Source organism: Pseudomonas sp. HP_12 (assembly GCF_055283955.1).
The window spans coordinates 200,223-213,239 of sequence record NZ_JBTOQG010000059.1 but is presented as its reverse complement, the minus strand read 5'-3'; the positions used below and the strand labels follow the sequence as shown (position 1 = coordinate 213,239).

Below are 13,017 nucleotides of genomic sequence, written 5' to 3'. Positions count from 1 at the left end.
TTAGCGGGAAGGTCTTGAGGATGCAAAGGTTGGCGCGGGAATTGGGTTCGGGAATGGAACGGCATCACGCCGTGAGTGCTACCCCACGGCGCGTGCATCCCTCGGTTTGCTGCCCGTTCTCGCGCACGGGCAAGGATGGGCCTGACGTTACGTCAAACGAGCGCAATCTCCGGATGATCCTGAGCCACGCCTACCAGCGCCACCGACACGGCATCCGCTGTGGTTGAGGCGCTGGCCAGCGACGCCGGGGCGTCGGCAAATACCATCGCTTTTGAAGGGAGACCGGCTTTGAAATCACCGTCCAGCACCAGTTCGAACCGATGCCCTTGCACGTCTGCGTCCAGGTCCTTCAGGTAAACCCGGGTGTGCTCGGCGTTGGTGGTGAATTTCAAGGTGCCGTCATGGCCGTCGCCAAATCCGGTAAAGCCGAGGCCCGAGACATCGATGGTGTCGTGAGCGGCATCGAAGTCGCCGATGCGGTCGGCATGGCTGGCGGTCGCTGTTCTGTAGCTGTCGGACACCGAGGCAAAGCGGAACAGGTCCGAACCTGCGCCGCCGAACAGCACGTCCGCATCGGCGCCGCCGATCAGGGTGTCGTTGCCGCTGCCGCCGAGCAATCGGTCATGGCCGGCGCCGCCCCACAGCAGGTCCGCGCCCGACCCACCGTTCAATGTGTCTGCCCCGTCCCTGCCATTGATGGAGTCGGCCTTGGCCGTGCCATCGAGGGAATCGCTGGCACTGCCGCCGTCGATGGCATTCAGCACGGGGTTGGTCCCGACGTGGTCACCCGCGCCTTGCAGCGATACCAAACCCTGCTGCAGATGAGCGAAGGTGTTGCCATAAACCGAATTGCTGCCTGACTGGCCGCTCTCCTCCGCCACGCCGAAAGTGCTTTTGTCGCCGCCCGTGATGATGTTGTCGGCGAAGGTGTTGTGGTCAGACGGATGAACCTTCCCGGAGACGCCGCCGCGATCGTCGAACGGCTGGATCAGCACTTCAGGAATGCCGGCTTTCTGCGCGTTCTCGTGAATGAGATTGCCGCGGACTTCGACGTCCGTGCTGCCATAGACACGCACGCCGGACGTGCCGTTGTGGTGAATATCCACGCCGCTGATGTCAACGCCATTGGACAGTTTTACCAGCACGCCTTCAGCCGCGTTGCCGTCGACCTCGCCGCCCTCGATGGTGATGTGATACGGCGAGGGAATGTTTTCGCTGCCGCGCTGGACGACGATGCCGCCGCCGCCATTGTCGCGGGAAACGTTGTTCAGCAGCGCCAGATCGTGGGTGGTCGTGACGATGTTGAAACCGTGGCGGTCATTGTCGTAGGCCAGGTTATTGCGAAACGTGCTGTCGATCAGGTAGTCGGCAACGAACCCGTCCAGCCCGTTGCCGTGGGACACGCTGTTTTCGATGAGCATGTTCGCCGTGCGCTCGTGGGGGTCGAAGCCGTAGCCCGAGCAATCGCGAATCTCCACGCCGGACAGCGTGACATTGGAGTCCTGACCCGGCTGGCCCGGCAGAAAGCCGTTGTACCAGCCATCGACCTTGCCGCTGGTGGCATCCCGGTTGCCGTCGAGGGTGAGGTTGCTGACGCCGAAATCGTGGGTCGCCTCGCCGCTCGCCGAGCGGATGATGCCGGTGACCGCCTGGTCGGTGCCGTCTGCCAGCTTGAGCACCGTGGCGCCCATGCCGTCGCCCTTGATGAACACGTTGCTTTTGAGCATCAGCGCACCGTCGGCAGGCTTTCCGCCCGGGGTCAGGGTCCAGGTGCCGGCAGGAATATAAACATCGCCACCACCGGCTTTTGCCGCCGCGTCGATGGCGGCTTGGATGGCTGCGGTGTCAGAGGTATGTCCATCGCCAACGGCGCCGAAATCCCGGACATTGAATTGCAGTGTCATAACGTGCTCCGTTTTGAATGAAGAGACGGGGGCAGTATGGGCATGCTGTGTGAAAGGCGGGTCATCTGACGGGACAGGTGACGAGCGGTGGGGTCGCGTGCGTTTCGTAGGACCGGCTTTAGCCGGGAAGGCGCCAGGTGATTCACCGCGCCATGTGCAGTGGTCACACCGGCGTCTTCCCGGCTGAAGCCGGTCCTAACGGGGATCGCGGTACCCGGGAAGTCCGCCATTCACCCGGCCTTCAACTCCCCATCCTGCTCAAACCGCTGCTGCAGCAAGTGCCGCGCTGCTCCTGCGTTGAGGTAGGTCCCGATCAGTTCGGCCAGTTCGGGGATCTTGAGCTTTTTGTCATCGCGGCAGAACTGGGAGAGGGGCAGCATCAGCCAGCGTTTCTTCTTGTTGAGCACGGCATCGGGTGAGAAGAACGAGCGTGGGGTCAGCTCGGGCAGCGGCGCGTCGTGTTCAAGCAGAACAGTCAGCATGAGCACATTGCCGACGTGAAGGCTGAAATCGGCGATGTCGCGAATCGGCAGCGGCGCTTTGAGGTTGGCGAACACGAAGTGATCCGGCGTCAGCAGCAGCGCCGTTTTATTAGCGCGTCTGAAGAAGCGCAATCCAAAGGGCAGCGTGCACAGCGTGATGAGCAGAGCGACGCCGCCACCGACAAAAAACGGCTGCGGATCACGTCCTGCCACCCCCGAAAACAGCAGTGGGGCAAGCAGCAGAACCAGCCCCGCCAGCGCCGACAGGCCACTGAATCCGAGCAGGATCTGACCCCGCAGGCGGGCCCCTTCGTGCAGTGCAACGTCGCCGGTTACGTTGCCGGCGTGGGTGCGCAACGTCTCCACGATCGCAGCGTCCTGCTGAACATGATGGCTCAGATAATCGTCCGTCAGGCGGCTGCGCAACACGTCGGGCCGCGCGAAGTACCGATCGATCGCCGCACAGGCTTGCGTTGCATCCAGGGGCCGCGTGCCCGTGCGCACGGCATCGTCGATGGACACCTTGAGAGACGCCACGCGCTCGCCGTTCGAAGGATGGGTGTCTGACGGGTGGGGCAGCTGCGTGGCCATCTCTTCTTCCGGCAGGGTCAGCGGCAGCGCAGCCATCTCATGCAGAAGTGCCGTGGGCAGATCCTGAACGGCGCTCTGCTCGGGGGTGACATGAGTGGCTTGGGCGATATGAGTGGCCAGGCGGTCCTGAAGCAGCGGATCGATGGCGGAAATACGCACCAGCGCCGACGCGGCAGCCAGATTGCCCGCCAGCTGCGCACCGGCGGCATCGGCTTCCAGCTCGCGCACCCGGCTCCAGTGCATCACCGCGTGGTCGAAGCTTTCCATGAAGTAGGCACCCAGCATGAAGGCCGGGTGCAGGGTCGCCCGTTGCAGCCATTCGCTGTCGACCAGGGTCTGGCCGATCACCACCAGGCTGCGCTCGATGCCGTGGTAGATCGGCACGAAGCTCATGCTGAACTCGGTGTCCGCGCCGGCAAAATGCCCTAGCTCGTGACCGATGACGGCAGTAGTCTCGGCTTCATCAAGGATGCCCAGATACACCAGCGGCACATGCAGGGTGCGGCCCGTCAAGGTGGTGTTGGCCGGCGCCAGGGCGATGTCGCCGGAAGTGACGTAAAAGCCGGCGGCCATGCCCAACACGATGTGATCCGGCGGCAGTGCGCCCAGTTTCAGGGCCAGATCCTTCACGTAAGCCCAGAGCACCGGGGCCTGTTCGGCGGTGACGGCCTCTCCCATCACATCCATCGGCGTAGGCTGGAACATGTTGAGCATGACGCGCAACTGCGTGCCCATTTGCCAGATCGAATACAGGCAACCCGCGACAACTACCATGGCAGCGAACATGAATTTCATTTCGCCGGCGGACAGTCGCCCGGCGTGCCAGAGATTCAGCGCCTCGAAGGCGACGATGGCGGCGATGGCAGCCCCCATGACCACCACATGCCCCACCAGCACGAAGGGCAGCAGTTTGGTCACACGGGTAAAGCCATGCAGCAGTTGTTCCCGCGAATGCATGGCGCGCCGGCCTGCCCAGTTAAGGCCGAACAAGCCAAGCCCGCCCACCAGGGCAGCCAGCAATCCCAGCGCGATGCCCCCTGTTGCGAGCCAGACCATGACGTTGCTCAGCGGCAGCAGTGTGCCCAGCTCGTCCTGCAATCCGGCGACGCGGGCCAACGCCTCGTTGACTTCAATTTTCTCGCCGTCGCCGACGTCGACCATTACTGGGCGCGAACCGCCTTTGGCGGCAATGGCTTGCAGCTCCGGACGCGCTTCATTGAGGTCAGCCTGATAGCCCGCGTAGACCTGGCGGTCCTCGGTGCTGCGTTGCAGCTCCCAGACCCCAAACAGATTCAGCGCCAGCGGGAATAAAACCAGTACAGCGATGAGCTTCAGCTTTTTCATGGGGCGACCCTTTCCACAGCGCCGCCGAGTGCCATCCCTGGCGCGCGCCTGCTTCCCTGGACAAAGGGTCTGATGCCCTTTGCGTGCTTTACACAACCAAGGGATAACTCACCCTCGGTGCCGTTATCAGGTCCGGATTCAGCGACCCAGCAACACGGCCTGCATGCGTGTCTGCGCTTCCTGAACCACCTTGGCCTTGGCATTCAGGTCCTGCAACAGCGTGTTCAATTCAGCCTGGACCTTGGGGTCCGTCACTTGAATCACCGAGCCATTGATCTGGATCTGCGCCTTGTGAGCGTCGACGTAGTCCGCCACTTTGAGGCCCGATTCGAAGGTGCCATTGACTTGCGGCATGACGGTCAGGAGCGTGTTGGCCGGGACGGTCACCGTGCGATCGTAGGCGCTGTCATACACGGTTTTCAGATCGTCCGGCTGCTTGAGCTGGGCATGGGCGGCGTCAGCTTTCGCCAACTGTTGCTTGAGCTGTGCGACCAGATCGTTCACGCCGGTTTGCACCGTCTTGAGATCATCGCGGCGCTCAATCACGTCGCCCAATGAATGGAACGCGCCTTTCTGCACGAAGCCGTTGAGGGGTTTCATGCTGGCGTCCATACCACTGTTGAAGTCAGTGATCACGGCATAGTGCTGGGTGTAATCGCCGAAAGACTTAGATTCTTCCGGTGTCAGTTTGGGCACGTGGACGCCCGGCTTGTCGATGATGCGGGTTTGCAGGAACTGCTTGAACGCGGCGCGCTGGTCAGGCTCGCTGCTGCCGCAGGCGGTCAGGAGCAGCGGCAGTGCGAGGGCGAGTAACCAGTGGCGGCTGAATGAGACGGTCATTGTCGGGGAATCTCCAGGGAGTGAAAAAAGCCGTTGGCAGAGAAATCTTGCTTCGGGGCGGTACAGCGTTCGGGTTCGTCCGGCAGTTTGTCGAGGCGGATGAACCGTCTGTAAGCGTGATGCTAGATAGCTTACGCAAAAATAAATTCCCTTTGGATCCTATTATTTTGTAATTTTGCGAAATGTTACGCAGTCGGCGCAGTGGGTCCGAACGAGCACTTGAACCCTGCACGCCGATCATTCTCAAATCCGCGCACACCCGCTCCGGGCTCAAGGAAGACAACATTCATGACACCCAACGCGTTTATCGCAGCCCCAGGCTCCCCAAGCCTGCACACAGGAACTCGCCCATGATCGTCGGTATTGACCTCGGCACTACCAACAGCCTGGTCGCGGTCTGGAAAGACGATGCCAGCGTGCTGGTGCCGAACGCGCTGGGCGAGCTGCTCACCCCCTCCGTGGTCGGGCTGGACGATGAGGGCCGGATTCTGGTCGGGCAAGCCGCCCGCGAACGCCTGCACACCCACCCTTCCCTGACCACTGCGTTGTTCAAACGGCACATGGGCAGCGCCCACCAGACCGCCCTCGGCAATCATATATTCCGTCCTGAAGAGCTTTCAGCGCTGGTGCTCAGAAGTCTCAAGGAAGACGTCGAGCGCGCCTATGGCGAGACGGTCGTTGAGGCGGTCATCAGCGTGCCCGCCTATTTCAGCGATGCTCAACGCAAAGCCACGCGCATCGCGGGAGAACTGGCAGGCCTGAAGGTCGACAAGCTGATCAACGAGCCCACCGCGGCAGCGCTGGCGTTCGGCTTGCCGCAACACGGCAAGGAATGTTCATTTCTGGTGTTCGATCTGGGTGGCGGGACGTTTGACGTGTCGATCCTCGAGCTGTTTGAGGGCGTGATGGAAGTCCGCGCCAGTGCGGGGGACAACTTCCTCGGTGGCGAAGATTTTGACCGGCTGCTGGCCGAGGCCTTCGTTCGCGTCCAGGCCGACCAGCCAGGCTTTCCCGCCCCCGAATCCATCGCCCACGCGCTGCATCGCGAAGCCCAGCGCCTGCGCATTGCCCTGGGCCAGGTCCGCAGCGACGCGTTCGTGCTGCGGGTGGACGGCCAGCAGTGGCAGCAAACCTTCACTCAAGAGGACATGGCCGCGCTGTATGTGCCGTTGCTCGAACGGCTGCGCAACCCGGTCGAACGCGCCATGCGCGACGCCAGGCTGCAGATCGGCGATCTCGACGAAATCCTGTTGGTCGGCGGCACCACGCGTATGCCACTGGTGCGCAAACTGGCGGCGGGCATGTTCGGGCGCTTCCCTTCGATTCAGCTCAACCCCGACGAAGCCGTGGCCCACGGTGCGGCGATACAGGCGGCGTTGAAATCCCGGGATGCGGCCCTGGAAGAAGTCGTGCTGACGGACGTCTGTTCCTACACCCTGGGTATCGAGGTCGCAGAACGGGTCGGCCAGCACCGTGAGTATGGGCACTATCTGCCGATCATTGAGCGCAACACCACCGTACCCGTCAGCCGGGTGAAGACCGTTTACTCCGCCGACGCAGGGCAAACCGGCGTGACGGTGAGCATCTTCCAGGGCGAAAGTCGTCTCGTGCGCGACAATATTCCACTGGGCGAACTGGAGATTCCTCTTCCGCCCCACAACAAGGGCAACGTCGATCTCGACGTGCGCTTCACCTACGACAACAACGGCATTCTCGAATGTCAGGTCACGATTCCCGGCACGGGCGATGCGTTCGCACTGGTGATCGAAAACAACCCCGGCGTGCTCAGCCCTGAGGAAGTTGCCGAACGCCTGCAAGCGCTCGCTGCGCTCAAGGTGCATCCGCGCGATCAGCAGATCAATACGCTGTTGATGGCGCGCCTGGAGCATCTCTATCAAGAGAGCCTGGGAGCACGCCGCGAACTGATCGGTGACTGGGCAAGCCAGTTTCAGCGCGCCCTCGAAAGTCAGGACGAGCGCCTCATCCGGCAGACGCGCACGGAGCTGAACGAGCGGCTCAAACAGCTGGAACATGGCGGGTGGCAATGACCCATGGACACAACGTTCGATTGCTGGAAGATTCTCGACCTCCCTGCCCGCTCCGACGAGCGCAGTGTTAAACGCCAATACGCCAGACTGCTGAAGGTTACCCGTCCGGACGAAAATCCGGTCGCGTTCCAGCAACTGCGTGAGGCCTACGAGCGCGCGTTGCAACTGGCGCGCGACGGCGACGATGGCGTTGGCAGCGACGCTTCGTTTGTACAGGCTTCGGCAGCGCCTCTGGTGCAAAGGCCTGCGCCGGTCACCCGGCCAGTGGTGCGTTCCGCTCAGGAGCAGGCCGCCGAACTGCTCGAAACGTTCGACGATGCTGCCGTTGATCAGTGCTGGAATGAGGCGATCGCACGGGGCATCGAATCGACCGTCGAGACCCTGCTGTTCATGCGTTGCGTCCAGGCGCCGGACGCCCACCCGAACCTGTTGCATTGGGGCCTTGAAACCCGCCAGTGGCTGACGCCGTGGCAGCAAATTCGCCCGCGGGAGGCCGATCAGCAGCGGCTTGGCCATCTGCTCTCCATGGGGTTGTACCGCAGGCTGGAGCAATACATGGCGGCCGGCGAAGAAACACGCTTCATCGGGTGCCTTGAGCACCGCAGTCGACAAGGCTGGCTGGGCGATTTAGCGCGTCGCCAGACGCTTCACGTGCAGGTGCTCGATCTTTTTCTCGAACATAAGCACTGGTCCCCCGCTTTGTTTCAAAGGATTCGGCAGCTGTTCGCCTGGGACAGCGAGTCAGCCGTTGTCCCCATCGTTGATGAGCAATGGCACGCGCTGCTCTGGCGCTGCGAAGAGAAGAAATGGGTGGACGAATTGCGTGCGCTGGTGCGCCAGGGCGAGGAGCATCCCAACCCACGCGCCAATGCTGCTGCGCTGTTCCTGACGGGTTCGTCGGCGGAACACCTGCAGGCACGCGTCGCGACATTCACCGAGGCTGACTGGCAGGCTTGCGAACAATTATCCGAGGACTTCACGAAGCGGTTTCCCGACTGGGCTCGGAGGTTCCCGGACCATAATCCGTGGTTCTGGAAAGCACTGGTGGGGCCGGAAAGTCCGCCCCACGTCACGCAGCGGGCGGGCATTGTTCTGACTATTACCCTCGCACTGAATGGGATACTCGATGTCCCCGCCCCTCTCCTGCTCTTGGTGGTCATATCGCCGCTCATCTTGATGACAGGGCTGCTACTCACGTACATGGGCAAGAAGCTGTATGAGCACTGGGTCAGATTCTCGGAGTACTTCTACGATGAGGATCAACGCTTCAGCGCATGGTGCGCAAGCCATACACTGACGCGGAATCGGCGTTATCTGGTTATCCGCAACGGCGTACCGGTGCTGGCCCTGGCCTTTGTGCTCTGGAAATGGCTGGGACTTCTCGGGGTGGCCACCTACGTCATCACGGGCCTGATCGGCAGGCTGCAACCCAAAGGTGCAGTGCCAGTGGATCGCCAATATCGCTGGCGCAAGCCGCTGCAGGCGATCTACCGGATCGCCGGGCTCAGCCGTCTGCAGTGGCTGTTCTGCATCGTCATGGTGAGTGTGATTGCGTATGTGCAAATGGACATGCCCGGCACTCAGCTGACGCGAGGCACCTGAGACCGGGCCGCTTTCAGGAGAAGTCGCACGGAAGGGCCTGGCCGTAGAAAAAGAGGTCCCTTGACAGCGGTATCGCAGGACAACGCTACAGCCGAATGTCCTCCGGCCGCTGAATCAGTGCCTCGATCCGGGTGCCGGTGATCTGCTCTTCATTGGAAAACCCGTCGTACCGCGCCAGCTCGCCAAAACGGATGCCGGTGAGCGCCTCAATCTGGGTGACGCTGCGTCGATACGTCCTCAGTGCGCCAAACACCAGTTCCAGCTTGCCCAGCTCGCGAGTCTGGTCGATGACGTACGCGCTGGCCGAAGGCTTGCCGTCATTGCCAAGGAACGCGACGACTTTCCAGAAGGCCCGGGGGATTTGCACGCCCCGGTACAGCGGGTCGTCACTGCGCAGGACCGGCCCGGTAAACACCGTGGCCCGCTCTTTCCAGCGGCGGGTGTTGTCCAGGATGAAGTCTTCGAGCTCCAGCCAGGTTTTCTGGTTGAAGGCGGACATCTGCGGCGAGCAGTTGGTGAAGTGGAAGGTGTCCTGATTGGCGGTCTGCGCCTCGGCGCCCCAGTTGGGGTCCTGCCGGCGAACCAGATGGCCGCGATCCAGCAGGTTGTCGCGGTACAGATCGTCGCCAATCTGCGCCTCGACCGGCAGGCGACCGTCGTAGGCCCAGTTGTCCTGACTCCGCACGATCTCGACGCTGCTGCCACCCTCGATGTTCACGCCCACATACAGCGCAATGCGCCGACTCCGGGACATACTGATGGAGAAGTGGGTGTAATCCAGACGATTGCCCGGATTGCCCACCGGGAACACGTCGTCCGGCGTTGATGTCGTCGGCCAGGGCACGATGAATTCCCCGAGGAAATCGCCGCTGTAGCCTGAGCGACCTTCCAGTTGCGACGCCGGCGTGATCCGCCCGTGCGGGGTTGATCGCAGCGCGGTGGCATGGGATGACGGATCGGCGGTGATGGGCTGAAGATCAGCGAGACGGGGGCGGTGGGCGAGATCCACCTGAGCGTTATGTGTGGGCATCCTGCTACCTCTTGATTGATGGGGGTCCGTCGGACGGGCCCGGTTTAACACCGAACACGATCATGTGCCGCCAAGTGTGAATATCACATGACGTGAGGGGGGATCGGCTAACGGTGGGTTCACAGCACGAATTGATGTTGACCGAGAGGGCCCCTTCCCGGCTGAAGCCGGTCCTACAAAAGCATCGTATGCGTGCAGTGGGATTGGCGGTGACCTTGACCGTAGGACTGGCTTTAGCCGGGAAGCCTTTGATCTGATCTAAATGCGCTTTTGATCTTGATCTTCATACACGGCGAGTGCAGACGACACCAGTCGCGACTTGGGTGCAGGCTGAACGCAGGTCTCGCGCAGTGGGTCGAGCCGCATGGATGCGGCGAGAGCGCCGTCAGGACATGGATGTCCGTTCGGCGCGGGCCCACGGAGCGGGACCGGAGTGAAGGAACCGCGACGCAGGAGGGGCCCAATCAGGAGCACAAGCCCTTGGTTACTTGGGGCTTTATCAAGTAACTCGCCGAAGGCGAAACAGTCTGCCCCCAGGCAGACGCTCTTGATCTTCCATCAGCCGCACCACTGCCGGCAATGGACAGCGAGCGTGAGTCGTCACGACCCAATCCTTGCTATCATCCGCCCCCGCGCGCACGAATGATCGAGAGCCCCGCCTGCCGTTCGGAACCTGCGCCAAACGATCAGCTCGCAAAACCGGTTAACGCCCCAAAGGAACCCGAATGCAACACGTCACGTTGAACCGTTTCTACGCTGGGGTGCTCGCGCTGTTGCTGTGCGTCACCCTGCCCGCTTTCGCACAGGCCGCGGCGGCGCAGGTCGCGCCACAAACCGCACCGCAGGCCGCGAGCCAACCTGATGCAACGCCGGAAGTCGAGGCGCCAAGCCTGGATGACCTGAGCGAACAGCTCGACCAGATCCGGCAGAAAGTCACCGTCAGCGCCAACGATGACCTGCTGTCGAGCCTGCGCCAGGCCGCATTGCAGGTGCAGAAGCAAGCCGATGATCTGATCGCCAAACAGGCGGTCGACATCGAGCACCTGAACGATCAGCTGAACATTCTCGGCCCGGTGCAACCGGACGAAGCGCCCACCCTGACCAGCCAGCGCAAGGCATTGACCGCCCAGAAAAACGCGCTGGTCAGCGACGAACGCCAGACCAATACCTTGAGTCAGTCGGCACGGGACCTGGCCACGCAGATCTTCAGCCTGCGCCGCAGCCTGTTCGACTCGCAAATCAGCACGCGCACGGCCAGCCCTCTCAGCTCGGCGTTCTGGTCGACCCTGATTCGCCCGACCGATGACGACCTCAGGCGCATGAACGGCCTGCTGGACGACGTCCGCAGCGTGTTCACCAGCGCACTGGCGCCCGGCAACCGCATGCTGTTTGCCAGCGTAGTGATCGGCGCGCTGCTGATCTGGGTGGTGGTGCGCCGCCTGCTGGAGAGCCTGCTGATCCGCCTGATGGTCCGTTGGTTGCCCGAGGGTCGTCTGCGCCGCAGCGCCCTGGCCCTGGCCGTCGGTCTTTCGACCGTGCTCACCATCACCACTGCCACCTCCCTGCTGCGCTGGGGCATCACCAGCCATGCAGTGCTGAGCAACGACGTGGTCAATCTCCTCGACCAACTGCAGACGCTGATCACCTTCTGCGCCTTCATCGTCGGTTTGGGCCGCGCGCTGTTGATGCTGCCGCACCCCTCGTGGCGCCTGCCGAAGATTCCTGACGAGATTGCCACGGCCATGGGCCGCTTTCCCCCTGTGTTGGCCCTGGCGCTGATGGTCATCGGTACCCAGGAGCGGATCAACAGCGTCATCGCCAGCAGCCTGGCGCTGACCGTCGCAGTCAACGGCCTGACCGCACTGGCCGTTTCGCTGGTGTTTTTCTTCGGCCTGGTGCGCTACCGCCGCACTCGCCGCCGCTTTGCAATCGAGCGTCCGGGCGGCCTCGCCGGGTTGATCCCCTTCGTCGTCGCGGTGTGGGTCGGATTGAGTTTGCTGGCGTTGCTGAGCGGGTACCTGACGCTGGCCTACTTCCTTGCGGTCAAGCTGCTCTGGATGAGCGTGGTGGCATCGACCGCCTACCTGCTGGTGGCGTTCTTCGGCGACGTCTGCGAAACCCTCCTGTCGCCCAAGCAACCGGGCGGCATGGCACTGGGTTCGGCACTCGGCCTGTCCCCGCGCCATCAGGCCCAGGCGAGCACCATTCTGGCGGGCGTAGGCCGCAGCTTGCTGTTGCTGGCCGCCGTGCTGCTGGCCTTTCTGCCCTCGGGTTCAAGCCCGGGCGAGTTGCTCGAAAGCTTCACCCAGATGGAAGTCACCAACAAATCCCTGGGCAACCTGAACATCGTTCCAAGCGACATTCTCATGGCACTGGGTTGCCTGGTACTCGGCATGCTGGGCGTGCGCGTGCTGAAGGAATGGTTCGGCGAACGGCTGCTGCCGGAAACCAACATGGACGCCGGCATGCAGGCGTCCCTGGTGACCCTGATCGGCTACATCGGGTTTGTGCTGGTGATTGCGGTGGTGATGTCCACCCTGCACATCAGCCTGACCAACCTGACCTGGGTGGTGAGCGCCCTGTCGGTGGGGATCGGTTTTGGTTTGCAGGCCATCGTGCAGAACTTCATCTCGGGCTTGATTCTGCTGACCGAGCGGCCAGTCAAGGTCGGGGACTGGGTGAGCCTGGCGGGGGTCGAGGGCGATATTCGCCGGATCAACGTGCGTGCCACTGAAATCCAGATGTCCGACCGCTCCACGGTGATCGTGCCGAACTCGCAGTTCATTACTCAGAACGTGCGCAACGTGACCATGGGCAACGCGCTGGGCGTAGTCGGGATTTCCCTGACGCTGCCGCTGGAAACGGATGTCCTGCAGATCCGCGAACTGCTGTTGCAGGCGTTTACCGAGCACGAAGCCGTCCTCGATACGCCAGCGCCTTCGGTCACCTTCAAAGACCTGACCAACACGGGCCTGATCATCAGCGCCAGCGGTTACGTCAACAGCCCGCGCTCGGTCGGCAGTGCCCGAAGCGACCTGTTGTTTACCGTGCTGGGCCGCCTCCGGGAAATGGGCATCGCGTTGTCCGCACCGCAGAGCATGGTGTTGATCAACGACGGGCTGAGCAAGGAGCAACCGCCGGCAGTCGCTGATTGATCACCCCGCCCCATTAAGACA

The 13,017-nt window shown here is 62.4% G+C and carries 7 protein-coding genes; 3 read left to right on the top strand and 4 right to left on the bottom strand.

Annotated features, from left to right (window positions below; all coding sequences use genetic code 11):
• Window positions 1-152: 152 nt before the first annotated feature.
• The 3 genes from ACYASU_RS23545 to ACYASU_RS23535 all read right to left on the bottom strand — a co-directional run bounded on the left by ACYASU_RS23545 (window position 153) and on the right by ACYASU_RS23535 (window position 5,161).
• Entirely contained in the window at window positions 153-1,904 is a 1,752-nt protein-coding gene (locus ACYASU_RS23545) for a right-handed parallel beta-helix repeat-containing protein (RefSeq protein WP_463584255.1), read from the bottom strand.
• Window positions 1,905-2,134: 230 nt separating this feature from the next.
• Window positions 2,135-4,321: a M48 family metallopeptidase gene (locus tag ACYASU_RS23540; protein WP_463584254.1), complete on the bottom strand. Its 2,187-nt coding sequence runs from the start codon at window positions 4,319-4,321 to the stop codon at window positions 2,135-2,137.
• A 138-nt stretch (window positions 4,322-4,459) separates the two neighbouring features.
• Window positions 4,460-5,161 carry a DUF3053 domain-containing protein gene (locus ACYASU_RS23535; RefSeq protein WP_192173482.1) on the bottom strand — a complete coding sequence of 234 codons (702 nt, stop codon included), beginning with the start codon at window positions 5,159-5,161 and terminating at the stop codon, window positions 4,460-4,462.
• 350 nt (window positions 5,162-5,511) lie between these two features.
• Here ACYASU_RS23535 and ACYASU_RS23530 point away from each other — a divergent pair, with 350 nt between their 5' ends.
• The gene (locus ACYASU_RS23530) at window positions 5,512-7,209 is read left to right on the top strand and encodes an Hsp70 family protein (protein WP_463584253.1); all 1,698 of its coding nucleotides are present in this window, start codon (window positions 5,512-5,514) and stop codon (window positions 7,207-7,209) included.
• A gap of 3 nt (window positions 7,210-7,212) precedes the next feature.
• Window positions 7,213-8,811 carry a J domain-containing protein gene (locus ACYASU_RS23525; protein ID WP_463584252.1) on the top strand — a complete coding sequence of 533 codons (1,599 nt, stop codon included), beginning with the start codon at window positions 7,213-7,215 and terminating at the stop codon, window positions 8,809-8,811.
• Window positions 8,812-8,896: 85 nt separating this feature from the next.
• Here ACYASU_RS23525 and ACYASU_RS23520 read toward each other — a convergent pair whose 3' ends face one another.
• Window positions 8,897-9,841 (bottom strand): DNA/RNA non-specific endonuclease, encoded by a 945-nt coding sequence (locus ACYASU_RS23520; protein WP_463584251.1) that lies wholly within the window; start codon window positions 9,839-9,841, stop codon window positions 8,897-8,899.
• Window positions 9,842-10,566: 725 nt separating this feature from the next.
• Here ACYASU_RS23520 and ACYASU_RS23515 point away from each other — a divergent pair.
• Entirely contained in the window at window positions 10,567-12,996 is a 2,430-nt protein-coding gene (locus ACYASU_RS23515; RefSeq protein ID WP_463584250.1) for a DUF3772 domain-containing protein, read from the top strand.
• Window positions 12,997-13,017 lie beyond the last annotated feature (21 nt).

Coding starts and splice junctions, on each gene's coding strand:
- ACYASU_RS23545 (WP_463584255.1), bottom strand. CDS start 1,904: ATGACACTGCAATTCAATGTCCGGGATTTCGGCGCCGTTGGCGATGGA.
- ACYASU_RS23540 (WP_463584254.1), bottom strand. CDS start 4,321: ATGAAAAAGCTGAAGCTCATCGCTGTACTGGTTTTATTCCCGCTGGCG.
- ACYASU_RS23535 (WP_192173482.1), bottom strand. CDS start 5,161: ATGACCGTCTCATTCAGCCGCCACTGGTTACTCGCCCTCGCACTGCCG.
- ACYASU_RS23530 (WP_463584253.1), top strand. CDS start 5,512: ATGATCGTCGGTATTGACCTCGGCACTACCAACAGCCTGGTCGCGGTC.
- ACYASU_RS23525 (WP_463584252.1), top strand. CDS start 7,213: ATGGACACAACGTTCGATTGCTGGAAGATTCTCGACCTCCCTGCCCGC.
- ACYASU_RS23520 (WP_463584251.1), bottom strand. CDS start 9,841: ATGCCCACACATAACGCTCAGGTGGATCTCGCCCACCGCCCCCGTCTC.
- ACYASU_RS23515 (WP_463584250.1), top strand. CDS start 10,567: ATGCAACACGTCACGTTGAACCGTTTCTACGCTGGGGTGCTCGCGCTG.